Source organism: Glycomyces sp. NPDC050141 (assembly GCF_055586545.1).
The window spans coordinates 19,755-43,367 of record NZ_JBVJHZ010000037.1 but is presented as its reverse complement, the minus strand read 5'-3'; the positions used below and the strand labels follow the sequence as shown (position 1 = coordinate 43,367).

The 23,613-nt window shown below is 69.7% G+C and carries 23 protein-coding genes; 11 read left to right on the top strand and 12 right to left on the bottom strand.

Annotation, left to right across the window (positions count from 1 at the left end):
- Positions 1 to 86: 86 nt before the first annotated feature.
- From ACZ60M_RS19955 to ACZ60M_RS19925, 7 genes are all read left to right on the top strand, one after another.
- Entirely contained in the window at positions 87 to 731 is a 645-nt protein-coding gene (locus ACZ60M_RS19955) for a DUF624 domain-containing protein (protein WP_465420138.1), read from the top strand.
- Between the two features lie 67 nt (positions 732 to 798).
- Positions 799 to 2,319 carry an extracellular solute-binding protein gene (locus ACZ60M_RS19950; RefSeq protein ID WP_465420136.1) on the top strand — a complete coding sequence of 507 codons (1,521 nt, stop codon included), beginning with the start codon at positions 799 to 801 and terminating at the stop codon, positions 2,317 to 2,319.
- A 73-nt stretch (positions 2,320 to 2,392) separates the two neighbouring features.
- Entirely contained in the window at positions 2,393 to 3,334 is a 942-nt protein-coding gene (locus tag ACZ60M_RS19945; RefSeq protein WP_465420134.1) for an ABC transporter permease, read from the top strand.
- Positions 3,334 to 4,218, top strand: a complete 885-nt coding sequence (locus ACZ60M_RS19940) for a carbohydrate ABC transporter permease (RefSeq protein WP_465420133.1) — start codon at positions 3,334 to 3,336, stop codon at positions 4,216 to 4,218. Before ACZ60M_RS19945 ends, ACZ60M_RS19940 begins: the two co-directional genes overlap by 1 nt.
- 2 nt (positions 4,219 to 4,220) lie before the next feature.
- Positions 4,221 to 4,922: a GDSL-type esterase/lipase family protein gene (locus tag ACZ60M_RS19935; protein WP_465420132.1), complete on the top strand. Its 702-nt coding sequence runs from the start codon at positions 4,221 to 4,223 to the stop codon at positions 4,920 to 4,922.
- Entirely contained in the window at positions 4,919 to 5,578 is a 660-nt protein-coding gene (locus tag ACZ60M_RS19930) for a DUF1961 family protein (protein WP_465420130.1), read from the top strand. The genes ACZ60M_RS19935 and ACZ60M_RS19930 overlap by 4 nt, the downstream gene beginning before the upstream one ends.
- Entirely contained in the window at positions 5,575 to 8,304 is a 2,730-nt protein-coding gene (locus tag ACZ60M_RS19925; RefSeq protein WP_465420129.1) for an exo-rhamnogalacturonan lyase family protein, read from the top strand. The genes ACZ60M_RS19930 and ACZ60M_RS19925 overlap by 4 nt, the downstream gene beginning before the upstream one ends.
- Positions 8,305 to 8,333: 29 nt before the next feature.
- Here the strand turns inward: ACZ60M_RS19925 and ACZ60M_RS19920 are convergent, their stop codons facing one another.
- The 5 genes from ACZ60M_RS19920 to ACZ60M_RS19900 all read right to left on the bottom strand — a co-directional run bounded on the left by ACZ60M_RS19920 (position 8,334) and on the right by ACZ60M_RS19900 (position 13,128).
- Positions 8,334 to 8,732: a nuclear transport factor 2 family protein gene (locus tag ACZ60M_RS19920; protein WP_465420127.1), complete on the bottom strand. Its 399-nt coding sequence runs from the start codon at positions 8,730 to 8,732 to the stop codon at positions 8,334 to 8,336.
- A 233-nt stretch (positions 8,733 to 8,965) separates the two neighbouring features.
- The gene (locus tag ACZ60M_RS19915) at positions 8,966 to 9,790 is read right to left on the bottom strand and encodes a phosphotransferase (RefSeq protein ID WP_465420125.1); all 825 of its coding nucleotides are present in this window, start codon (positions 9,788 to 9,790) and stop codon (positions 8,966 to 8,968) included.
- A 74-nt stretch (positions 9,791 to 9,864) separates the two neighbouring features.
- A complete protein-coding gene (locus ACZ60M_RS19910; protein ID WP_465420123.1) occupies positions 9,865 to 10,320 on the bottom strand; it encodes a VOC family protein in 456 nt (151 codons plus the stop codon).
- A 41-nt stretch (positions 10,321 to 10,361) separates the two neighbouring features.
- Entirely contained in the window at positions 10,362 to 12,365 is a 2,004-nt protein-coding gene (locus ACZ60M_RS19905) for an OmpL47-type beta-barrel domain-containing protein (protein WP_465420121.1), read from the bottom strand.
- Between the two features lie 163 nt (positions 12,366 to 12,528).
- The gene (locus tag ACZ60M_RS19900) at positions 12,529 to 13,128 is read right to left on the bottom strand and encodes a M15 family metallopeptidase (RefSeq protein ID WP_465420119.1); all 600 of its coding nucleotides are present in this window, start codon (positions 13,126 to 13,128) and stop codon (positions 12,529 to 12,531) included.
- Positions 13,129 to 13,218: 90 nt separating this feature from the next.
- On the opposite strand from ACZ60M_RS19900, the gene ACZ60M_RS19895 reads away from it, so the two are divergent.
- On the top strand, positions 13,219 to 13,887 hold the full coding sequence (locus ACZ60M_RS19895; protein WP_465420117.1) for a response regulator transcription factor: 669 nt from the start codon (positions 13,219 to 13,221) through the stop codon (positions 13,885 to 13,887).
- The gene (locus ACZ60M_RS19890; protein WP_465420115.1) at positions 13,880 to 14,983 is read left to right on the top strand and encodes a sensor histidine kinase; all 1,104 of its coding nucleotides are present in this window, start codon (positions 13,880 to 13,882) and stop codon (positions 14,981 to 14,983) included. The genes ACZ60M_RS19895 and ACZ60M_RS19890 overlap by 8 nt, the downstream gene beginning before the upstream one ends.
- Positions 14,984 to 15,088: 105 nt before the next feature.
- Here ACZ60M_RS19890 and vanX read toward each other — a convergent pair whose 3' ends face one another.
- The 3 genes from vanX to ACZ60M_RS19875 are packed head-to-tail and all read right to left on the bottom strand — an operon-like array spanning position 15,089 to position 17,682.
- On the bottom strand, positions 15,089 to 15,697 hold the full coding sequence (vanX, locus tag ACZ60M_RS19885) for a D-Ala-D-Ala dipeptidase VanX (RefSeq protein ID WP_465420113.1): 609 nt from the start codon (positions 15,695 to 15,697) through the stop codon (positions 15,089 to 15,091).
- Positions 15,687 to 16,715: a D-alanine--(R)-lactate ligase gene (gene vanA, locus ACZ60M_RS19880; RefSeq protein ID WP_465420111.1), complete on the bottom strand. Its 1,029-nt coding sequence runs from the start codon at positions 16,713 to 16,715 to the stop codon at positions 15,687 to 15,689. Before vanA ends, vanX begins: the two co-directional genes overlap by 11 nt.
- A complete protein-coding gene (locus ACZ60M_RS19875) occupies positions 16,708 to 17,682 on the bottom strand; it encodes an NAD(P)-dependent oxidoreductase (RefSeq protein ID WP_465420109.1) in 975 nt (324 codons plus the stop codon). The genes vanA and ACZ60M_RS19875 overlap by 8 nt, the downstream gene beginning before the upstream one ends.
- Before the next feature lie 116 nt (positions 17,683 to 17,798).
- Here ACZ60M_RS19875 and ACZ60M_RS19870 point away from each other — a divergent pair, with 116 nt between their 5' ends.
- Positions 17,799 to 19,157, top strand: coding sequence for a UDP-N-acetylmuramoyl-tripeptide--D-alanyl-D-alanine ligase (locus tag ACZ60M_RS19870; RefSeq protein ID WP_465420108.1), 1,359 nt, complete (start codon positions 17,799 to 17,801; stop codon positions 19,155 to 19,157).
- Here ACZ60M_RS19870 and ACZ60M_RS19865 read toward each other — a convergent pair.
- Both ACZ60M_RS19865 and ACZ60M_RS19860 read right to left on the bottom strand, forming a co-directional pair.
- Positions 19,149 to 19,955: a hypothetical protein gene (locus ACZ60M_RS19865; RefSeq protein WP_465420106.1), complete on the bottom strand. Its 807-nt coding sequence runs from the start codon at positions 19,953 to 19,955 to the stop codon at positions 19,149 to 19,151. The genes ACZ60M_RS19870 and ACZ60M_RS19865 overlap by 9 nt on opposite strands.
- Positions 19,956 to 20,029: 74 nt before the next feature.
- Positions 20,030 to 20,962 (bottom strand): aldo/keto reductase, encoded by a 933-nt coding sequence (locus tag ACZ60M_RS19860; protein WP_465420104.1) that lies wholly within the window; start codon positions 20,960 to 20,962, stop codon positions 20,030 to 20,032.
- A 127-nt stretch (positions 20,963 to 21,089) separates the two neighbouring features.
- Here ACZ60M_RS19860 and ACZ60M_RS19855 point away from each other — a divergent pair, with 127 nt between their 5' ends.
- Positions 21,090 to 21,974, top strand: a complete 885-nt coding sequence (locus ACZ60M_RS19855; RefSeq protein ID WP_465420103.1) for a LysR family transcriptional regulator — start codon at positions 21,090 to 21,092, stop codon at positions 21,972 to 21,974.
- A gap of 9 nt (positions 21,975 to 21,983) precedes the next feature.
- On the opposite strand, the gene ACZ60M_RS19850 is transcribed toward ACZ60M_RS19855, so the two are convergent.
- Positions 21,984 to 22,673 (bottom strand): glycosyl transferase, encoded by a 690-nt coding sequence (locus ACZ60M_RS19850; protein WP_465420101.1) that lies wholly within the window; start codon positions 22,671 to 22,673, stop codon positions 21,984 to 21,986.
- Positions 22,674 to 22,698: 25 nt separating this feature from the next.
- Positions 22,699 to 23,613, bottom strand: a complete 915-nt coding sequence (locus ACZ60M_RS19845; RefSeq protein ID WP_465420159.1) for a carbohydrate ABC transporter permease — start codon at positions 23,611 to 23,613, stop codon at positions 22,699 to 22,701.

Genomic DNA, 23,613 nt, shown 5'->3' with positions numbered 1-23,613 from the left:
GCCGCCCGGCTACGGCACCGAAGGCCCCAGTCCGCGTTGAGGAATCGAACTGTTCGCATGCATCGATGTAGATGGCAGGAGTGCGCATGACGACGTGGGCCACCCCCGGCGGGCCGTCAGTGACCGAGCGGGCCGGTACGCGCCTCGAACGCTGGTACGGCCGGGCCGACGCGGCCGCGTACGTCGGCCTGCTCAACCTCCTGGTCATCGCCTTCACCCTCGCCGGCGGGATCGTCCTCGGCTGGGCCCCCGCGCTCGCCGCGGCGGCCTCGTGCAGCCGCACCCGGCTGCGCGGCGACTCGCAGCACCTCGTGCGCGCCTTCGCGACCCGGTGGCGCCGCGGCTTCCTCCACGCCAACCTCCTCGCAGCCCCGACGGCCGCCGCACTCACCGGCCTCGGCTTCGGACTCCTCACCGCGGGCGGCCCTCGCGCGCTCCAGATCGGACTGTGGGCGGCCACCGCCGTCTGCGTCGCGCACCTCGTGCTCGTCCTCCACATGGATGCCCACTACGAGCTGCGCCGCGTCCAGTGCATCCGGCTGGCCTGGACGTTCCTCATGCGCTTCCCCGGCGCGCCCCTGCTCCTCATCGCGACCACCGCGCTCGCGGTCGCGCTCTGCGCGTTCGTCCCCGGCCTGGTGCCGGTGGTCGCCATCGGCACGTGGACGCACCTGTGCACCGCGCTGTGCCTCTCCTTCTTCGCCGCGAACGACCGGAACCTCGCGGCCTGACACCCAACGGCGGCACCGGCACCGCCCCCATCGACCGAAGCGATCCCCTTCCGAAAGGACCCCCGAGATGCAACGCAAGCTCGCAAGAAAGCGCATACCGATCGCGGTGGCCGCCATCGGCGCCCTCGCCCTCACCTCGTGCTCCGACGGCGGCGGAGGCAGCGACGAACCGCTCGAATCCCTCGACATCATGGCCCCCTTCTTCTCCCCCGTCCCGCCCGAGGAGGACGACCCGATCGACAAGGCGCTCAGCGACCTCGCCGGGATCGACCTCAGCGTCCAGTGGGTGCCCAACAGCGACTACGGCGCCAAGACCAACACCGTCCTCGCGGGCGACGACATCCCCGACGTGATGGTCATCCAGGGCAAGGACCAGGCGTTCGTCCAGACCGCCGAGGCCGGCGGGTTCTGGGACCTCACCGAGCCGCTCGCCTCGGGCGACTATCCGAACCTCGTCACCGCCAACCCCGAGGTGCAGGAGGCCGCCAGCGTCAACGGCAAGGTCTACGGGATCTACCGCGCCCGCGACGTCATCCGCCACAGCGTCATCATCCGCCAGGACTGGCTGGACAACCTCGGCCTCGCGCTGCCCGAGACCACCGAGGACCTCTACGAGATCGCCCGCGCGTTCACCGAGGACGACCCGGACGGCAACGGCCAGAACGACACCTACGGCATGATCAACCCCGCGTGGGGCGGCATCGGCAACGGCAGCCCCTACGACGCCATCGAGGTGTGGCACGGGTCCGGGAACCTCTGGAGCGACCAGGGCGGCGAACTCGTCCCGGCCTTCACCACCCCTGAATGGACGCAGGCGCTCCAGTACGAGCGCGACCTCGTCCAGAACGGCTACGTCAACCCCGACTACGCCACCATGGACCCCGCCACCTGGAACGAGCCGTTCCTGAACGGCAAGGGCGGCATCATCATCGACGTCCAGTCCCGCGCGGGCGAGCTCACCAAGCTCTTCAAGGAGCAGGACCCCGAGGGCTTCGACCAGTACGTGGCCCTCGCGGGCCAGCTCGAAGGCCCCAACGGCACCTACGCGATGCCCACCGCCGGGTACTCCGGGTTCCTCGCGATCCCCCGCTCCGGCGTCCAGACCGAGGAGCAGCTCGCGCAGGTCCTCACCGCCCTCAACGAGCTCAACTCGACCGAGGCGCAGAACCTCATGAACCACGGCATCGAAGGCGACAACTACACCGTGGAGGACGGCGGCGTCGTCTTCGACCCGGCGAAGCAGGACTTCACCGACCAGGTCACCGGCGCGTGGGCGCAGCTCGGCATGAACGTCGCCGGGTACAACGCCCACCCGATCAAGCAGGGCTCCGAGTTCGAAGCGGCCCTCTACCAGCGCCGCCTCGACCTCCAGGCCGAAGACCTGCCGAACGCGGTCTACAACCCGGCCTCAGGCACCGTCTCCCCCACGTACACCACCAGCGGCGCGCAGCTCGACACGATCATCGCCGACGCCCGCATCCAGTACATCGCCAGCCAGATCGACGAGGCCGGGCTGCAGGCCGCCATCGACACGTGGCGCTCCAGCGGCGGCGACGACGTCATCCAGGAAGTCAACGACCTCCTCTAAACAGCACTCCCCCTGTGCGGGAACGGCATCGCCCGATGCCGTTCCCGCACGCCGATCCCCCGAGGAGACCGACATGACCGCCCTAGCGGCCCGGCGGACGCGCAGCCGCCCCCAGCGCCTCGTGCGCGACATCGCGCGCTACCGCTGGCTGTTCTTCCTGATGCTGCCCGGCCTGCTGTACTTCGCGCTGTTCCGGTTCTGGCCCATGTGGGGCGCGCGGATCGCGTTCAAGAACTACATCCCGTTCCTCGGCATCGACGGCAGCGAATGGGTCGGCCTGGCCCACTTCCAGGAGTTCCTGTCCAACCCGGACTTCGCTCGGCTGCTGGAGAACACGCTCATCGTCGCCGGGCTCAGCCTGTTCATCGCGTTCCCGCTCACCATCGTCCTCGCGCTGCTGCTGAACGAACTGCGGCTCCAGGTGCTCAAGCGGACCGTGCAGACCCTCGTCTACATCCCGCACTTCCTGTCGTGGACCGTGGTCGTCTCCATCACCGCACTGCTGTTCGCCATCGGCACCGGTCCGCTGTGGACGTTCTTCTCGTGGATCTCCGGCACCGACGCCAACATGCTCGCCGACCCCGACTGGTTCCGGCCGCTCATCCTCATGCAGGAGGTCTGGAAGAACACCGGCTGGGGCACCATCATCTTCCTCGCCGCCCTCGCAGGCGTCGACCAGGAGCAGTACGAGGCCGCGATCATCGACGGCGCCGGGCGCTGGCAACGGGTCTGGCACATCACGATCCCCTCGATCATGCCCACCATCGTCGTCCTGCTCATCCTCCAGACCGGGCAGATCCTCAACACCGGGTTCGAGCAGATCTACCTGATGTCCAACTCCCTCAACCGGACCGTGGCCGACGTGTTCGACACCTACGTGTACTTCGCGGGCATCGAGCAGGGCGCGTACAGCTACGCCACGGCCGTGGGCCTGTTCAAGGCCATCGTCGGCCTCGTGCTCATCTTCGGCACCAACTGGCTCGCTAAGCGCTTCAACCAGCAAGGGATCTTCTGATGTCCGCCTCGACCCACAAGCGGTTCAACACCCGCGCCGGACGGGCCTTCGACGTCCTCAACATCGCCCTGCTCACCGGTATCGGCCTGCTCGCGGTCCTACCGTTCGTGTACGTGCTCGCCGGGTCCCTCGCGACCGAACTGGAGATCACGACCCGGCCGTTCTTCTTGTGGCCCAACGACTTCACGACGACCTCGTACGAGTCGATCCTGTCCTCGGACGTGATCCTGCGGGCGTTCCTCACCACCGTGGCCGTCACCGTCGTCGGCACGCTGATCCAGCTCGCGCTCACCGTGCTCACGGCCTACCCGCTGTCGAAAGTGGACCTGCCGGGGCGGCGCACACTCCTCAGCCTGGTCGTCTTCACGATGGTCTTCAGCGCCGGACTCATCCCCACGTTCCTCGTGGTCAAGGACCTGGGCCTCCTCGACTCGTACTGGGCGCTGATCCTGCCCGCCGCGATCAACCCGTTCAGCCTCATCATCATCAAGAACTTCTTCCAGCAGCTCCCGGGCGAGCTCGAGGAGTCCGCGAAGATCGACGGCGCCAACGAACTCCAGATCCTGCGGCACGTCGTCGTCCCGCTCTCCAAACCCGTGCTCGCGACGTTCGCGCTGTTCTACGCCGTCGGCATCTGGAACGACTACCTCTCGCCGCTCCTGTATCTCAGCGATACGGGCAAGTGGACGCTCCAGATGATCCTGCGGCAGGTCACCGCCGCCGCGTCCCTCTCGGCCGACGAGCTCAACTCCGACGTGCCGCCGCCCGCCCAGGGCATCAAGTTCGCCGTCGTCATCATCGCTACCATCCCCGTGCTCCTGGCATATCCCTTCCTCCAGAAGCACTTCGCAAAAGGCATGCTCATCGGAAGCGTGAAAGGCTGACCATGATCCACCTCGCAGGCGACTCCACCCTCGCCCCCACCGACGACGGCGCGACCTCCGGCCACCCCGACCTGCCGCTCCTCGGCTGGGGCGACGAACTCGCCGCGTTCCTCTCGGAGCCCGTCGTCAACCGCGCCTTCGGCGGCGCGACCACGCGGAGCTTCCGCGAACAGGGCAACTGGAAGCTCGTCACCGACGCGCTCCAGCCAGGCGACACCGTCGTCTTCGGATTCGGCCACAACGACCAGAAGGAACCCGAGACCCTCGCCGCCGAAGGCGGCTACCGGGAACGGCTCACCGCCTTCATCGAAGAGGTCCGCGCCGCCGGCGCCAAGCCCGTGCTCACCACCAGCGTCGAACGGCGCATGTTCACTCCCGAAGGGGCCCTCCGGTACTCGCACGGGCCCTACCCGGCCGAGGTCCGGCGCCTCGGACACGAACTCGACGTCCCGGTCATCGACCTCAACGTCTTCACGCGCTGGCTCTACACCTGGCTCGGCGAAGGCGAATCGGCCGCGCTCTTCGTCCACGGCGCCGCCGCCGACCGGGGCATCGAGGTCGGCGCCGACCTCAAGAAGGACAACACGCACTACACGACCGCCGGAGCCGCCGCCGTCGCCCGGTTCGTGGCCCAAGCGCTCCTCGCCCTCGACGGCGACGGCAGCGACGCCGTGCCCGCAGGGCTGGAGATGGTCCGCAAGTGACCCTCTACCGCAACCCGCTCGCCGCGCCCTCGGACCTCGACGGCTGGATCGCCGAAGGCCCCGTCGGCGCGGCGCACCGGGACGGCGGCCTGGTGCTCTCCAGCACCGCGAACGAATCCGCGCTGGTCGCCGCCGGGCGCGGCGACCACGCCCACTTCACCTACTGGTGCCCGGAGGTGTTCCCGGCCGACGTCGAGATCTCCTGGGACTTCAAGCCGCTGGGCGGCGAAGGCCTCGCGATGCTCTTCTTCGCCGCCACCGGGACCGGCGGACGCGACCTCTTCGACCCGTCGCTCGCGCCGCGCACCGGCTACTACCCGCAGTACCACTCAGGCGACATCGCGACCCTGCACGTCTCGTACCTGCGCCGCAAGTGGCCGACCGAACGCCGCTTCCGCACCTGCAACCTCCGCAAGAGCCCCGGCTTCCAGCTCGTCGCGCAGGGCGCCGACCCGCTGCCGGGGCCCGAGGACGCCGACGGGCACTACCGCATCAGCGTCCGCAAGCTCGGCCCCGAGGTGCGCTTCGCGATCGAGGAACTCGAGCTGTTCGCCTTCCACGACCCAGAGCCGTTGGGAGCCGGTCGGATCGGCTTCCGCCAGATGTCACCGCTCAAGGCCCACTACCGCAACCTGGAAGTCAAGGAGCTGTCGTGACCACTGTCGACATTCCCCTGCGCTGGCTCGACGACGCCGCCCCCGATCTCACACTGGGCGGCGTCACGTGCGGCGTGCCGCTGGCGGCGGGAGCGGTCACCGACCCGACCCGATTGGCGGTACTCGACGGCGCGGGCGCGGCGGTACCCGCGCAAACGTGGACGCTGGCGACCTGGCCGGACGGCAGCGTGAAGTGGGCGGGAGTAGCCCTGGGCGCGGACCACGAGCCTGCAAGCGGCTATCGAGTGGTCAACGCCGCCAACGGATCTAGCTCCGCCTCCGCCTCCGCCTCCGCCTCCGCCTCCGCCTCCGCCTCGACGGCAGTGTCACACCCGCCGGGCACCATTGATTCGGGGGCGCTTCAACCGCGACACACCCGACCTCGGATGACGGCGACGGCCCTCCCCACCGGCACCGGCCTCATCATCGACACCGGCGCTTGCCGCGTCGTCATCCCCGGCACCGGGCCGGACCTCGTCCGCTCCATCGACATCCAAGGCACCGAGGTCGCCTCCTCGGGCCGACTCGTCTCCAGCCGCCAAGCCCGTCCCGAGCCCGCCGCGCACGACCGGACCCACGCCATCGGCAACGTCACCACCTGCACCCTCGAACAGGCCGGGCCGCTGCGCGCCGTCGTCCGGCTCACCGGTACCCACCGCGACTGCGACGGCCGCGAATGGCTGCCGTTCACCGTGCGCCTGATCTTCGCCGCCGGGGCGGCCACGTTCCGGCTCGTGCACTCATTCGTCTGGGACGGCGACCCCGAGCACGACTTCCTCACCTCGCTCGGCCTCGAGTTCACCGTGCCGCTCCGCGCGGCCCCGCACGACCGCCACATCCGGCTCGCCGGAGCCGACGGCGGGTTCCTGCGCGAAGCCGTGCGGGGCCTCACCGGACTCCGCCGCGACCCCGGCCCCGAAGTGCGCGCCGCGCAACTCGACGGCAGGGCCACGCCCCCGCCCTCCGAGTGGGCCTCAGACGTCGAGCGCCTGTCGAAGTGGATTCCGACCTGGGCCGACTACTCACTGCGCCAACTGAACGCCAACGGCTTTACCCTCCACAAGCGAACCACCGCCGACCGGCCGTGGATCGATATCACCCAAGGCACCCGATCCGACGGCCTCGCGTACATCGGCGACCCTTCCGGCGGACTCGCGGTAGGCCTCACCGGCTTCTGGCAGTCCCACCCCACGGGCCTCGACATCCGCGCGGCGGACACCGATGCCGCCACGCTCACGACCTGGCTGTGGTCGCCCGATGCCGCCCCGATGGACCTGCGGTTCTACCACGACGGCCTCGGCCAGGCGGACTTCGCCGACCAGCTCGACGCCCTCGAGATCACCTACGAGGACTACGAACCCGGCTTCGGCACCGCCCAAGGCATCGGCCGCACCCACGAGCTCACCGTGACCCCTTTCGCCGCAACGCCTCCCGTCGGAGACCTCGCCCGCATCGCGCGCGGCACCGCGCTCCGGCCGCAGCTCGTGCCCACCCCCGAGGCACTGCACGCTGCCCGCGTCCTCGGCGACTGGGACCTCCCCGACCGCACCGACCCTCGCCGCGCCGCCCTCGAAGACCGGCTCGACTTCCTCCTCGACTTCTATGCGGGCCAAGTCGACCAGCGCTCCTGGTACGGGTTCTGGAACTTCGGCGACGTCATGCACGCCTACGATGCCGACCGCCACACCTGGCGCTACGACATCGGCGGCTACGCGTGGGACAACTCCGAACTCTCCCCGGACCTGTGGCTCTGGACCTCCTTCCTGCGCACCGGCAGAGCCGACGTCTTCCGCCTCGCCGAGCGCATGACCCGCCACACCGGGGACGTGGACGTCTACCATTCCGGCCCCTGGCAGGGCCTCGGCACCCGCCACAACGTGCAGCACTGGGGTTGCAGCGCAAAACAACTGCGCATCTCGACCCCCGCCTACCGCCGCTGCCACTACTTCCTCACCGGCGACGAGCACACCCGCGACCTGATGCTGGAGCTGCGCGACTCCGACGCCACGTTCCTCGCCCTCGACCCCACCCGCAAGGTCCGCGCCGACGCCGCCACCTACAAGCCCGAGCGCCGCGCGCTCGCCGTGGGCCTCGGCACCGACTGGAGCGCGCTGGCCGCGACCTGGCTGGCGGACTGGGAGATCACCGGCAGCGAGCACTCGCGCGACCGTCTTATCGGGACGATGCGCGACATCGGCGCGCTCCCCCGTGGCTTCTTCACGGGCGAAGCCCTCTACGACCTCGACACCGGCCGCTTCGACACGAACCGCGACCGCGTCAACGTCTCCCATCTCTCGGCCGTGTTCGGCCTGGTCGAGGTCTGCAGCGAACTCGTCGCCCTCATCGACGCCGGCCAGCTCGACGCCCCCGGCTTCCGCGAGGCGTGGCTCCAGTACTGCCGCCTGTACCTCGCCTCACCGGAAGTCCAGCAGGCCGAACTCGGAGAAGCGCCCTCGGGCATCCACCTCGAGCAAGCCCATTCCCGCCTCACCGCTTACGCCGCCAACCGAACCGGCGACGACGCCCTCGCCGACCACGCCTGGCGGGCCTACTTCGCCGGGGGCGAGTTCATGGGAGAGGAGGCGTTCCAAGCGGTCCGCATCCTCCCGCCCCACGTTATGTCCCCAGTGGACGAATCCCGGACCCTCTCCACCAACGACGCCGCCCAGTGCGGCCTCGCCACGATCCAGAACCTCGCCCTCATCAGCCACAGACTGGGGCGCTGACTACAGCCCCGCGCGGTCCGAGCGGTCGGCTACGCCTGGCCGTCCGGGGCGATCGCGCGGGTGAGCATGTGCGCTTCACGCATGCGGCCGTCGGCGGTGAAACGACCGAAGAAGTGGACGTCGGTGGCGAGGTCCTTGCCGCGCTGGGAGGAGTGCAGGGTGTAGCGGGCGGCGATGCGGTCGCCTTCGGCGACGGCTTCGTGCACTTCCATGCGGATCGTCGGCCGGTTCTTGCGGACCGGCCGGGTGTGGTCGATGAGCTGTTGCCGGCCGATGCGGTGCCCATCGGCGACTTGGACGATTTCCACGGTGTGGTAGCGGTCGATGATCGATGCCGCGTCCTCGTCGCTGCTGGTCAGCTCATGGGTGAGCGAGGTGTAGAAGTCGGCGATGAACTGCTTCGGGTCGGTGCTGTCGAGCGGTTGCACGGGTCAGGACTCTCCGTTCGGGAACAGGGCTGCGTGGTCGGTGGCCCGTGGCGCCGGCTATGAGGACCATGAGGCTCCGTTCCGATCGCGTTACCGCCCAGATGGTTTCGGGCGGATTCCCAAGCCTGCCCTGCGATCGGGGCGCTGGCGTCGATCGGATGTCGGCGGTTTTACATACCCCCCAGGGGTTAGCGTTGCGTCGGCGTACGACGCCGGGTGTACGGGACCAGGACTCAGCCTGCGGCGAGTGCGGTCCGGAGTTGGTCGAGCCATTCGGCTCCGCGTTGGCGGCCGTTGGGAAGCTGGTCTTCCCGGTCCCAGCGCCAGGTGGTGACCATTGCGAGCATGAGCATGCGGCAGTCGCGCAGGAGGTCCTGGTCGGCGCCCGGGTAGTGCTCGGCGAGGGCGTCGGGGGCGTGGGCGAGGTCGAATTCGATAGGGCCTCGGCAGCAGGTCTCGAAGTCGATGAACAGCGGCCCGTGCTTCGTGGCGAGGAGGTTGCCGGGGTGCGGTTCGCCGTGCAGCAGTTGGTCTTTGCCGCCGCTGGTCTTCCTGCGCAGGCGCTCGAGGGTGTCGGTGAGCAGTTCGCGTTCCGGCTCGGGGAGGTCGGGGCTGACCTCGTGGTCGGCGAGGATCTGTAGGGCCTCGTCGACTCTGTCGGTGAAATGGGGTGCCGCGATGTCGAGGGCCCGCATCCCGGCGTGGAGGTCTTCTAGCGCGCGGGCGTACTCGGCCGGCGGGAGCTCCCCCGAGGCGGGCTCGTAGTAGGTCCAGTAGGTGAGGTTGAAGCCGCCGCCGGTGTGGACGCGCGGTTCGACTCGGGGATCGAGGGCCGCGACCGGGCCGCCGACCTCGGCGAGCTTCTGGGCGACGTCGATCTCGAACTGCGCGGCCTGGTGCTCGGGAGGCGCGACCCGGGCGACCGCGTCGCAGGGCAGGAGCCGCAGCGTGAGCTTGTTGGAGTCGTTCAGGACGATCGCCTCGTCGGCGCGGAGCCCCTGGGCCTCGGCGACCGACTTCGCGGCGGCGGCCGCCCGTTCTCGTGCTGCAGTCTCCATCGTCGCCGAACCCCTCTCGTCTGCAGCCCAGTGTTGCCCGGCCTCGCCGGAGCGGCAATCGAGTTTCTCGGGCGTTAGACGATGTCGAACTCGTTGCCTTCGGGGTCCTGCATGGCGGCGGCGTAGTGGCCCGAGTCCGGGTCGTCGTTGATGCGCTGCAAGGCGGCTCCGGCCTTGACGAGCCGTTCCACCGTGGCCGTGACCCGTTCCTTGCGGACGTCGAACGGGACGCCGCGTCCGCCGCCGACCTTCAGGTCGAAGTGCCAGCGGTTCTTGAGGGTCTTCGACTCCGGGACATGCTGGAACCACACTCTCGGGCCGTGACCGGCCGGGTCGATGATCGACTCCGCCATGTCCCCCGCGCTGGGCGGCAGCTCCTCGTCGGGTACGCCCACGGAGGACCAGTAGGCGCGCCAGGTGGCGTGGCCTTCGGGCGGAGGCTCGGGCGCGTAGCCCAGGGCCTCCACCCAGAAGGCCACCATGCGCTGCGGGTCGGAACAGTCGATCGTGAGCTGCAATGCCATCTCCATGGCTTGAGCATCCCAGACAGGTACGACAACCGACCCGAACGCTAGTGCCCGCGTTTCACGGTGACGATGTCGGATGTGTTGCCCGCGTTGTCGGTTGCGCGGACTTCGACGGTGTCGTAAGGGCGGACCCGGATCTCGCCCGAGTAGGTCTTCCAGGCGCCGCCGTTGACGCGGTACTCGATGAGCGCGACGCCGGAGCCGAAGTCGCTGGCTTCGAGCGTGAGGCGGTTCCGGTTCCAGGTGTACGCGAGTTCGGGCGCGGTCGTGTCGGCCTCGGGGACGAGGTAGGCGGCCGTGCCCTGGGCCGCCGTGCGGGTGGTGTCCTCGAGGAGCCAGCGCGTGCCCAGACCGGGTTCGGCGAGGATCAGTGAGGTGCCGGATTCGGTGCGGCCGTCGAGGGCCAGCGCGCGGCCGTTGGCGGCGTTGACGAGGGTGCCGTCGTAGAGGTTGGTCGCGGTTGCGGTGGCCGGGACGAAGACCCATTGCTGGGCGGGGTCGTCCGGGTCGGGTGCGAGCCCGGCGTAGGCGACTTCGGTGTCGGAGAGTGCGGTGAGGACGCCGCTGCCGTCGGCGGCGTTGACGGTGTAGCGGCCGTTCGCGTAGTCGAGGTCCCAGACGCCGCCGCCCCATTTGGCCCAGACGACCATGTCGCGTTCGGGGTGGTCGGGGTCGCCTGCGTACTGGTCGATCTGGAACTCGGTGCCGAGGCTGTCGGTGATGATGCGGAAGCCGTCGGCGCCGAAGTCGACGTCCTCGGCCGGTTCGCGTGCGGGAAGCTGGGGTTCCTGGGTGTAGTCGCCGTGGTAGACGTCGGGGCCGGGGATATCCCATGGGGACGGCAGGGTCAGGTCGGAGGGGTAGACCTTGGCGAAGAACTCGTAGGCCTCGGGGTCGTACGCCTGGAGTTCGGCCCTGGTGTTGATGGGGCTGCGCACGCCGTCGGTCCAGTCGGGTTTCTCGGCCATGTTGTCGAACCAGATGCTCGAGAGGGTGGCGAAGTACTCGTCGATGTTGCCGATGGCGTAGGTGTTGGGCCAGCGGCCGGTGTTGTAGGCGTTCTCGTAGACGGCGTAGAGCTCGTCGGAGAGGGCCTTGTCTGCTTGGGTCTCGATGCCGACGAGGCGGACGGCGTGGCCGAACTCGTGGATCAGGATGTTCTCGTTGGTGTAGCGGGTGTTGAGGAAGTCGTTCTCGTTTCCTCTGGTGCGCAGGACGTTCCGTTCGGAGATGGAGGAGACGCAGCCGTTCCACTCGCTGCCGCCGTAGCCTTCGACGTCGTACATCTCGGGGTCGTAGCCGCCGCGGTGTTCGGGGACGAGGTAGGCGTTCTCGCGGGCGGCGTAGACGGCGAGGGAGCAGCCGTAGTCGGCCATGGTGTCGGCGATGCCGTTGTCGTCGCGGCCGAGCTGGACGTCGACTTGGGCGGCGGCGAGGTCGAGGGTGGCGGGGTCGACGCGGGGTCCGGCTTTGACGGTGATGCCGGCGGCGGTGGTGACAGTCTGGGTGTAGTAGTCGAGGACCGGGACGCCGGTGTAGGCGGCGTCTTTGGCGGGTTTGCCTTGGGCGTCTTGGATGTTCGCGCCGGTGACGGTGAGGGTGAGCGGCTGGTCGGGGTCGATGGCGCCGGTGTAGGCGACGCTGGAGAGGTGGAGGTCGTCGGGGAGGCGGGCCATGCTGTTGGCGGCGGTGGCCGCGATCTGCTTGTTGTCCTTGTCGAAGAAGATGGTGTCGGTGGGGCCGGTGGCGGGTTTGGCCTGGAGCTGGATGGTGTCGGCACCGTTGTGGAGGGTGAGGTTGGCGGGGCTGACGGCGGCGGTCTCGTCGACGTAGCGGTCCCAGTAGACCTCGAGGAATTTGCCTTCGTTGATGACGCGGACTTCGGTGATCTGGGGGCCGTCGTAGGCGGGGTCGGTGGTGACGCGGCCGTCGGGGGCCACGGGTATCTCGGTTTCGGCGGCGAGCGCCGGGCTCGATCCGATGAGGACGGCGGCGAGGGCGAGGGCGGCGATGGCCGCCCGTCCGTGGCTGGTCTTGAGCGCCTTCATTTTCCACGCTCCTTGCCGGGGTTTGCGGGGTGTCGCTGCACGGGGCGGCCTTTCGAGTGGGTGGTTCACGAGCCGGTAGTATGTGACACGTGATATATCACTCAGTAGTAAGTAACATATTACTGAGGCCGTGTAAACCCGGCGGAGCCCCGAACCGGCCGGGTCAGACCGGCCGCCGCTGCGTTCGCGGATCTTCAGAAGGGTTGGCGTACATGGGAGGCGGGCCGTGCTCGATCGCTTCAGGACGCAGCTCGAAGTGCCACGGCTCGTTGCGGTAGATCCGGCAGAGCCCGTAGGCGGCACCGTGTTCCGACAGCCAGGCGGCCGCGGCAGGCGGGCCCACGTCGACCGCGTGCCCGGCCACGTGCGCCGAAGTCTCCGGAGTGGACACCCAGCGCGACGCGGCCTCCTCCGAGCCGTACTCGGCGACCGCCTCGCGGCGCAGCTGGCGCTGGTACTCCGGCGAGCGCCAGCCGCTGTTGACGACGAAGCGGACGCCCTCGCGCTCGGCGTCGGCAGCGGCCAGCCGCAGCGCGGCGAGGAGTGCCGGGTCGAGGTTGGCGACGCCCGCGACCGAGTCGTCGAAGACCGTGGTCCGGTACGGGACCGCGCCGTCGGCGACGCCGAGCGCGCCCCTGTCGCGGATGCGCAGGAGCCGGTAGCCGAGGGCCCGCGCGAGCGCCGCGAGGAGGGCCAGCGCGCTGGCGGCGAGGCCGCGGCGGAGGCGGCGGGTCACGGTGCGGGCGGAGACGCTGTAGGACATGCGCCCAGTACAGGCGGGGCGGTGTTGTCCGGGGGTTAGCGGTTTTCGATATGCCGACGATAGGTCCGGGTCCGTAGCATCGTGGGCACTATGCGCGTGCTGATCGTCGAGGACGAACCCTATCTGGCCGAGGCCATCCGCGACGGGCTCCGGTTGGAGGCCATCGCCGCCGACATCGCGGGCGACGGCGACACCGCCCTGGAGCTGCTGGGCGTGAACGCCTACGACATCGCGGTGCTCGACCGCGACATCCCCGGGCCTTCGGGCGACGAGGTCGCCGAGCACATCGTCGCTTCAGGTACGGGCATGCCGATCCTGATGCTCACTGCCGCCGACCGGTTGGACGACAAGGCGTCCGGGTTCGAGCTGGGCGCGGACGACTACCTGACGAAGCCGTTCGCGCTCAAGGAACTGGTGCTCCGGCTCAGGGCGCTCGACCGCAGGCGCGCGCACCACCGGCCGCCCGTGCGGGAGATCGCGGGGCTGCGGCTCGACCCGTTCCGGCGGGAGGTCTTCCGGGACGGCCGGTACGTGGCGCTCACCCGGAAGCAGTTCGCGGTGCTGGAGGTGCTGGTCGCGGCCGAGGGCGGGGTGGTGAGCGCCGAGGACCTGCTGGAGCGGGCGTGGGACGAGAACGCCGACCCGTTCACGAACGCGGTGCGCATCACGGTCTCGGCGCTGCGCAAGCGCCTCGGCGAGCCGTGGGTGATCACCACGGTGCCTGGTGTCGGGTACCGGATCGAGGTCGCGCGTGGATAGGCGGCCCGGTCCGAGCGTCCGGCTCAGACTCACCGCCAGCTACGCCGCGTTCCTCGTGCTCGCCGGGGTGCTGCTGCTCGCGGTCGTGTGGCTGTTCCTGCTGCGGTACGTGCCCGCCGAGGCGGTCACCGTCCGGGGCGAGTGCCCTGAGCGGCTCTGCCCCGGGATGTTCATCCCGGGCCGGTACGACCTATGGCGGGCGTTCTTCCCCAAAGCGGCGATGCTGCTGGGGTTCCTGCTGGTGTTCGGCCTCGCGGGCGGGTGGTTCCTCGCCGGCCGGATGCTCAAGCCGCTCAACCAGATCGCCGCCGGGACCCGGATCGCCGCGAACGGCTCGCTCGCGCACCGCATCCGGATGCCCGGCCGCCGCGACGAGTTCCGCGAGCTGGCCGACGCGTTCGACTCGATGCTCGAGCAGATCGAGGCGCACGTGGGCGAGCACCAGCGGTTCGCCGCCAACGCCTCCCACGAGCTGCGCACCCCGCTGGCGACGATGCAGACGCTCCTCGAAGTGGCCGGGCGCGACCCCGCGCCGGGGTCCGAAGAGCTCATCGAACGGCTGCACTTCGTGAACGCCAGGGCGATCGACCTCACCGAGGCGCTGCTCCTGCTCAGCCGCAGCGGCCAGCGCGCGTTCACGCGCGAGCCGGTCGACCTGTCACTCGTCGCCGAGGAGGCCGCCGAGACGCTGCTTCCCCTCGCGGAGCAGTGCGGGGTCGACGTCCGCGTGTCGGGCGGGGTCGCCACTGCGTCGGGCTCTCCGGCGCTGCTGCAGCAGGTGGCGGTGAACCTGCTGCACAACGCGATCGTGCACAACACCGATGTGGACGGTGCGGTGTGGATCGAGACCGCGGCGGGCCCCGATGCCGCGGTCCTCACGGTCGAGAACACCGGGGCCGAGCTCACGCCGCACCTGGTCGCGACGTTGACCGAGCCGTTCCAGCGCGGGACGCGGCGCCTGCGCAGCGACCACGCGGGCGTCGGGCTCGGCCTGGCGATCGTCGCCAACATCGTGCGCGCCCACGACGGCCGGCTCACGCTGACGGCCCGCCCCGAGGGCGGCCTAAGAGTCGAGGTCCGCCTGCCAGCCGCCTGACCTGCGAAAAGAGTGGAGTGTCGGACCCGTGTGGGAGAGTCGTCTCATTTCTTCGGTTGGTCGGAGGTGGATGCGGGTGGGAAGGGGCACGCCCTAGTGCCCTCCCTAGGCGACCGGGAAGTCGAAGTAGGTGTCCGGGTAGGGCTCGTCCTTGAGCGTGTAGTGCCACCACTCGTACTGGTACGGGCGGAAACCGCACGACTCCATGATGGATCTCAGGAGTGCGCGGCTGCGCGTTTCGGCTTCGGAGACGCCTGCGGCGCCGTGGTGGGAGACCTCGTCCATGAGGTCGTAGCCGCCACCCATAGGGACCGGTGCGCCCGTGGCCGGGTCGCAGAGGGTCAGGTCCACGGTGCCGCCCCGGGAATGGCCCGACTTGGCGATCACGTAGCCCTTCGCGAACATCTCGGTCTTGTCGATGTTCGGGTAGTGCCGGGCCTTCGTGCGGCCGTCCTCGGGCTCCTCGGACCACTGCCGGAAGCGGTCCACGGCGCGCTGCGGGCGGTAGGCGTCCCACACGAGGAGGCCGAAGCCGACCGCCTCGGCCTTCTGCTGCGCCGCAAGGAGTGCCGCGCAGAGCGCACGCGTGCCGACGACGCGGCCGGTCAGGTAGCCGTCGACCGGGGCGCCGGTGAAGTTGTCGGCGGTGGCGTACTTCGCGTCCCAGCGGATGCCGGGCACCAGTTCGTCCACATAGGCGAAGTCATCCCGCAACGGCCGTTCCCTCCAGCGCCAGCGCGACCATCCGGTCGAACACCTCGGCGAGCGGCAGCCCCGAGGCCGCCATCATTCTCGGATAGCGGCTGTAGGAGGTCAAGCCGGGCATGGTGTTCACTTCGTTCAGGACGACGGTGCCGTCCGCTTTGAGGAAGAGGTCGACGCGCGCCAGGCCCCGGCAGCCGAGGGCGCGGTAGACCGCTTTCGCGGTCTCGCGGACGAGCGCGCGCGAGTCGGAGGGGATGTCGGCGGGGACGATGAACCGGGCGTTCTCGGAGCCGGTCTCGGGCTGGTCCTCCTGGTGGATGCGGAAGAAGCCGTGGGAGAGTGCGACGCGGTCGACCTCCCCGGCGAACAGCTCGCCGTTGCCGAGGACGGCGCAGCCGATCTCGCTGCCGTCGACGGCCGCCTCGATGAGGACCTTCGCGTCGTACTGTCGGGCGGTCGCGATCGCCTCCTGCAGGTCCTCCTCGCGGGTCACCTTGGTGACGCCGAACGAGGAGCCGGAGCGGGCGGGCTTGACGAAGACCGGGTACGGCAGCGGCTCGTCGGGTTTCTCGTCGGGGCCGAGGGTCCAGAAGGCGGGCACGGCGATCCCGGCGTCGCGGACGACCAGGTAGGTGAGGGTCTTGTCCATGCACAGCGCCGAACTCTGGACGTCGCAGCCCGCGTACGGGATGCCGGAGAGCTCGAGGAGGCCCTGGATCGCGCCGTCCTCCCCCAGTTTCCCGTGGAGCACGGGCACCACGACGTCGAGGCGAATCGTCTCGCGCTCGTCGAGGACGAGCAGGCCGGGGCGGCTGCGATCGGGCGAGATGACCGCCGGGCGGCCGTCCTCCCAGCCCGGGCCGGGGCCGTCGCAGAGCCGCCACGCACCGTCCTCGGTGATCCCGATGTAGTACGGCTCGTACTTGGCGGGGTCGAGGCTGGCCGCGACCTCCCGGGCCGACTTGACCGAGACGGGGTGCTCCTCGGAGCAGCCGCCGAAGACGATGCCCACCTTCAATTTAGCCATGCTGGTTCCTCTCCTCGAAATTCAGGCAGTTCACAATGGAGTTCTCGACGGTGTCGCTCAGCGCGTGGTCGGTGTAGAACGCGGTGTGCGGGCTGATGAGCACATTGGGCAGTTGCTGGAGGCGAAGCAGCGGCTTGCTGTCGACCGGGGCGCGGTGGGCGGTGTAGAACACGCCCTCCTCGCCTTCGAGCACGTCCAGGGCCGCGCCGCCGAGCCTGCCGCCCTCCAGGGCCGAGACCAGGGCTTCCGTGTCGATGAGCGCCCCGCGCCCGGTGTTGATCACGTACGCACCGCGCCGCATCCGCGAGAGGCGCTGGCGGTCGAGGAGGTGGTGCGTACCCGCGTTCAGTGGCGTGTGGAGGGTGACGATGTCGCTGTGATGCAACAGGTCATCGAGCGGCACGTACTCGGCATCGGTCTTGGGGGTGTTGTCGTGGGCGAGGACGCGGCAGCCGAAGCCGCCGAGGCGGGCGATGACCGCCGCACCGATGCGGCCGGTGCCGACCACGCCGATCGTCAAGTCCCGCAGCTCTTTCCCGCGCGACTCGTGGAGCCGGAAGTCGTGGACTTCGGCGCGCAGGACCGTCGATTTCGCGTGCCGCACGGCCATCAGCATGAGCATCAGCGTGTAGTCGGCGACGCTGTCCGGGGAGTACGCGGTGTTGCCGACCTCGATGCCCAGGCTCCGCGCGTACTGGACGCTGATGTGGTTGTAGCCGATACTCCTGGTCGAGACGTACGCGACGCCCGCGCGGGCGAGCGCGCGCAGCGCGGCCCCGGTGACGCGGGTCTTGTGGCCGATGCTGACGCACCGGTTCCCCGCCGCGAGGTCGGCGTTCGACTCGTCGAGCGCCGCGCCGGTGACTGTGGGGACGACACCGAAGGTCGGCGCCATCTCGCGGAACAGCGCCGCTTCGTCCTCGCCGCACCCGTAGACCGTGATGCCGACCGGTTCTCTTCTGAGCATGCCGAAAGTCAAAGGGACGCGGCGTTACCGGAGCGTATGGGGTTTTCGATACGCCCGCGATAGGCCGGTCCGGCTTCACTGGGCCGCATGAACCGAAACACCCAAGGCGGGCGCGCATGATCCCGCTCAGCCTCCGCGAGATCGCCGCGATCACTGGCGGCATGGTCACCGGCGAGGACGTCCAGGTGACCGCCCCGGCCGTGCTCGACGGGCGCCTGGCCGAGCCGGGCGGGCTCTTCGTCGCATTCGACGGCGAGCACGCCGACGGCCACGACTACGCCGAGCAGGCCGGGAACGCGGGGGCCGTGGCCGTGCTCGGCTCACGGCCCACGAAACTGCCCACGGTCGTCGTCCCGGATGCGCAGGCGGCGCTGCAGGCCCTTGCCGCGCATGTCGTCGCGCGGTTGCGCAACGGGCTCACGGTCGTCGGTGTCACCGGTTCGCAGGGAAAGACGAGCACGAAGGACCTGGTCGGGGCCGTGCTCGCGAGCAGCGCGCCGACGATCGCCACGGCCGGGTCGATGAACAACGAGCTGGGCGTGCCGGTCACCATGCTGCGGGCCGATACCGGGACCCGTTGCCTCGCTTTGGAGATGGGGGCGCGCCGAGTCGGCGACATCGCGGCGCTCGCAAGGCTCGTCCCGCCCGATGTCGCGGTGGTCCTCAACGTCGGCCAGGCGCATTTGAGCTATTTCGGGACGCGCGAGGCGATCGGCCAGGCGAAAGGTGAGCTGGTGCGGGGCTTGGCGACCGGCGGGACGGCGGTCCTCAACGCCGACGATCCCGCTGTGGCGGCGATGTGCGCGCTCACTGACGGCCCGGTGCTGACGTTCGGTCGCGCCGAAGGCGCCGATGTGCGGGTGGTCGACCTGGAGCTGGACCGGCGCAGTCGACCGAGTTTCACGCTGCGGACCACGGAAGGCGAGGTGCGGGTCGCGCTGCCGGTCATCGGGGCGCACCAGGCGTGCAACGCGGCGGCGGCCGCTGCGGCGGGTCTGGCAGCGGGCGTTCCGGTCGATGTGGCCGCCAAGGCGCTTGAGGGTGCCGCGCTTTCGAAGTGGCGCATGGAATTGCGGGAGCTGCCGAGCGGCATCACGCTGCTCAACGACTCGTACAACGCGAACCCGGACTCGGCGCGCGCAGCGCTGGACGCGCTCGCGGCGGTCGAAGGCGGGCGGCGCATCGCGGTCCTCGGCGACATGGCCGAACTCGGGGAGGCAAGCGAGGCCGAGCACGTCGCGATCGGCCGGTACGCGGCGGCGCGAGCGGACGTGGTCGTAGCGGTCGGCGATACCGCGCAACGCATCGCCGCAGGGGCGGGCGCGAAGGCGATCGCGTTGGCCGACAACGCGGCGGCGATCGACTGGCTTCGCGGACGCCTTGCCCCCGGCGACGTCGTCCTGGTCAAGGCCTCCCGAGAGGCGCGACTCGACGAGGTCGCCGACGCGATCGGGGGGAAGCGGCAGTCAGAGTGAGGCTTTGCGGCCCGCTTGGGCTTTGGTGACGGCTTCGCTGATCTGGGCGGCGAGGGCGGGGCGGCCGTCGTCGAAGAGGGCGGTGCGCATGAAGGTGAAGGCGCGCAGCCGCCCGTAGCGGTCCACTGTGGCGCGGCAGAGGCTGCCGGTGGAGTAGGCCTCGTGGCGGTGGGCGTCGCCGCCGCCTTTGCCGGAGCCGATCTGGGGGAAGTCGTCGTGGCGCCCGAGTTCCTTGGCGCGGACCCAGCGCTGCTTCTCGGCTTCGACCCAGGCGCGGATGAGGCTGGTGGCGAGGGTCTTGACGCCCAGGCGTTCGGCGCCGCGGTGGAGTTCGAGCTCGTGGAGGACGCCGTCGAGGCGGAGGGTGACGGAGACGGCGTGCTGGCGGTCCGTGCCGGTGAACTCGGTGCCGGGTTCGACGATGGATTCGGCCGCTTCGAGGAAGTCCGGGTGGAGTTTGGCGACTTCGCGGATGACGAGGTGCTGGGCGGTGAGTACTTGTCGCACGCTCATGCCGCCGCTCGATGAACCCTCTACAAGGGAGAGGATGACGCGCCGGGTGCCGCCCGCGTACTGGGGGTGGCGCTCGCCGACCCGTTCGATGAGCCCGTACACCTCTTCCCGTGAGGGGAAGAGGCCGCAGTGGTGCGCGAGGGCGGTCTCGAAGACCCGGACCACGGTCGCGTGGTACGCCAGCCGCTCCTTCTCCGGGAGCTCGCGGTAGGCGGTGCGGTCCTCGCGGCTGCCGGTGCGGATGTACGAGACGAGCGCCCCCGGGCCGGGCACTGGTGCGGTCATGGGGGTCCTTGTCCTGGGCGGGTCACCGAAACCCGCCCAGTGTACAAATCACTCGCTAATCCGAAATGGACGAATTAGGGCACGGTGTAGCCCGCCGCGCGGACCAGTTCGTACCATTCCGGGCGGGTCAGCGGGAGGTCCGAGCCCTGGGCCGAGGCGGCCACGCGCTCGGGGTTGGTGGTGCCGATGACGACCTGCATCTGCGCCGGGTGGCGGGTGATCCAGGCGACGGCGATAGCGATGGGCGGCACGTCGTACTCGGCGGCGAGCCGGTCGATCACGGCGTTCAGCTCCGGGTAGCGCTCGGAGCCGAGGAACGGGCCGTCGAAGAACCCGGCCTGGAACGGCGACCACGCCTGGATCGTGATGCCGTGGAGGCGGCAGTAGTCGACGATGCCGTCGTCGCGGACGAGGGACTGGTCGAGGCCCTGCATGTTCGCGGCGATGCCCTGGGCGATCAAGGGCGCGTGGGTGATCGACAGCTGCACCTGGTTGGCGACGAGCGGCTGGTTCACGTACTTGCGCAGCAGGTCCAACTGGCGGGCGGTGTGGTTCGAGACGCCGAACGCGCGCACCTTGCCGGCGGCGTGCAGGTCGTCGAACGCGCGGGCGACCTCTTCGGGCTCGACCAGCGCGTCGGGGCGGTGCAGCAGGAGGATGTCGAGGTAGTCGGTGTCGAGCGCGGCCAGCGACTCGTCGACGGACTCGGTGATGTGCTCGTACGAGAAGTCGAAGTACGGGCCGGGGTGCATGATGCCGGTCTTGGTCTGGATGACCAGGCGCTCGCGCTCGGACGGCGTCAGCTTCATGGCCTCGGCGAAGCGCCGCTCGCAGCCGTGGCGGCTAGAGCCGTACAGGTCCGCGTGGTCCAGGAACGTGATCCCTGAGTCGGTGGCGGTCTTGAGGAGGGTGCGCACCTCCTCGTCGGTCTTCTCCTGGATGCGCATCAGGCCGAGCACCACGTTCGGTGCGGTGATGTCGGTGCCTGGCATGGTGAAGGTCTTCAACGGTCTCTCCTCGCCGGAGCTGGGAACGCGGCGCCCCTGGCGGGCCCGCCGGGTAGATGCTATGTACCGGTAATCTAGAAGTCCAACAACTCGTCATCATGGGATTGAGAAGCACGGGGCATCGTTCATGGATCTGCGGCAGATGGAGTACCTCGTCGCGCTCGCCGATGAGAGGCACTTCACTCGCGCCGCCGAGCTTACCGGGATCTCGCAGTCGGGCCTGTCGGCGGCGATCCGCGGGCTCGAGGAGGAGCTGGGCACGAGCCTGTTCATCCGGACCACCCGGCGGGTCGAGCCGACCGAGGCCGGGTTCGCGCTGCTGCCGTACGCGCGGGCGATGCTGGAGCAGGCGGCCGGGGCGCGCGACGCGGTCGTCAAGGCCAGCCGGGACCTCGCCGGGACGCTGCGGATCGGCGCCGAGCAGTGCCTCGGGCTGGTCGACATCGCCTCGCTCCTGGACCGGTTCCACCGCAGGCACCCGCGGGTCGAGACGCATTTCGTGCAGTCGGGTTCCCACGACCTGCTGGGGCTGCTGCGCGCCGGGGAGCTGGACGTCGCGTTCGTGGCGACCGACCGGCACTTGAGCGGCCTGCCGCGTTTGGAGATCGGCCGCGAGCCGCTGCTGGCGCTGCTGCCGCAGGACCATCCGCTCGCCGGGAAGGCCTCGCTGCGGTGGGAGGCGCTGGCGGACGAGGCGTTCATCGACTTCGGGCCGTCGTGGGGCGTCAGGACTTTGAACGACGCGGCGTTCGCCGCGCGCGGGGTGCACCGGCGCGTGCGGTGCACCGTCAACGACGTCCACACGCTGCTGGACCTGGTCTGCCGGGGGCTGGGGGTCGCGGTGGTGCCGCGCCATGTGGCGGCCAAGCCGCAGGCGGAAGGATTGCGGGCGCTGCCGATCGCGGCCGAGGACGCGCCTGAGTGGACGGTCTCGGCGGTGTCGGCCGGGCGGAACCGGCCCGACTCCCCCGCCGCGCACCTCCTCGAACTGGTCAAGGAGCCGCGCGGCTAGTCGTACGGATCAGGGCTCGGCGGTGAAGCGCTTCGTGATGTCGGCGATGACGGGCCGCGCCACGAGCCACAGCATCGCGGCGAACGCCCACGCGAGCAGGAGCAGCACCGCCTCCGAGCTCATGAACACGGCGCCCACGGCGACAGCGAGGAGCAGGAGGATGCCGAGGGAGGACTTCCAGGCGAGGAAGAACTCCGCGGCCGCCACCCGCAGCACGTCCCGGAACCGGAACGAGAAGAACGAGGACACCGTGAGCAGGTGGCCCGAGTAGACGGCGAGCACGACGAGGAGCACCGCGCACATCGGGCGCAGGACCGCACCGCCGGCGACCTGGCCCGCGAAGAGCACGTTCACCGCGAGCACCGTGGCGAGCGCCAGCACCGGCACCCACCACGCGAGCGTGTCCCGCAGGTTCAGGCGCAGGCCCCGGAAGAGCGGGCGGGCCGGGCTCAGGTCCGGTTCCTTCGCCCAGGCCCGGTGCGCGTACAGCGCCGCCGAGAGCGCGGGCGCCGCCGGGAGGAGCGCCGCGACGAACCAGACCGCGTTGCCCGGGACAGGGGCGAGCAGCATCCACGCCAGCAGCGTCGGCGCCCCCGCGGCCGCGAGGAACACCCCGAGGACCAGGTGCCGGTAGACCGCGGCGGTGAACCGGGAGAGGACCCCCGGCCCGATCTCCCCCGCGTGCTGCTGCGTGCTCATGCTGTCGCCCCTTCCCTTGCGTCCGTTAGCCCTTGACCGATCCGAGCATGACGCCCGACACGAAGTACCGCTGGACGAAGGGGTAGATCGTCAGGATCGGGATGATCGTGAGGATCATCGTCACCGCTTGGATGTTCGCCGCGACACTAGCGGTCGTCGAGCCCGCCGCCGCGGCCCCCTCGGACGCCGTCGACGACGCGCCCGCGATCATGTTGCGCAGGAACAGCGTGATCGGGAACAGCTCGCTCTTGTCGAGGTACAGGAACGCGGCGAACCAGTCGTTCCAGAACGCGACCGAGTAGAACAGCACCATCGTGGCGATCACGGCCTTCGACAGCGGCAGCACGATCTTGCCGAAGATGCCGTACCAGCCGAGGCCGTCGATCTGCGCGGCCTCTTCGAGCTCCTTGGGCAGGTTCTCGAAGAACGCCTTCATCACCAGCAGGTTGAACACGGAGATCGCCCCCGGGAGCACGATCGCCCACAGGGTGTTCTTCATCTCCAGCGCGGAGATGAGCACGTAGTTCGGCACGAGGCCGCCGTTGAAGAACATCGTGAACACCGCGATGCCGATGAGGACCTTGCGGCCCTTCAGGTGCTGCTTCGACAGGACGAACGCGTAGGTCGTGGTCAGGACCATGGCGATCGTCGTGCCGACCACGGTGTAGAGCACCGTGTTGCCGTAGTTGCGCCAGAACGTGCCGTCCGACATCACGATGGCGTACGTGTCGACGTTGAACCCGACCGGCAGGAAGTTCACCTGCCCGGCCTTGATCGCGCCGGACGAGCTGAACGACTGCGCGAGCACCGTGATGAACGGATACAGCATCGCGAGGCACATGATGACGAGGAGCACGGTGTTGACGACGCCGAACGCCTTCTCGCCCCTCGTCCGCGCGGTCACCCGCGGTTTCGCCGACCCGATGTCGGCCGTGCGCAT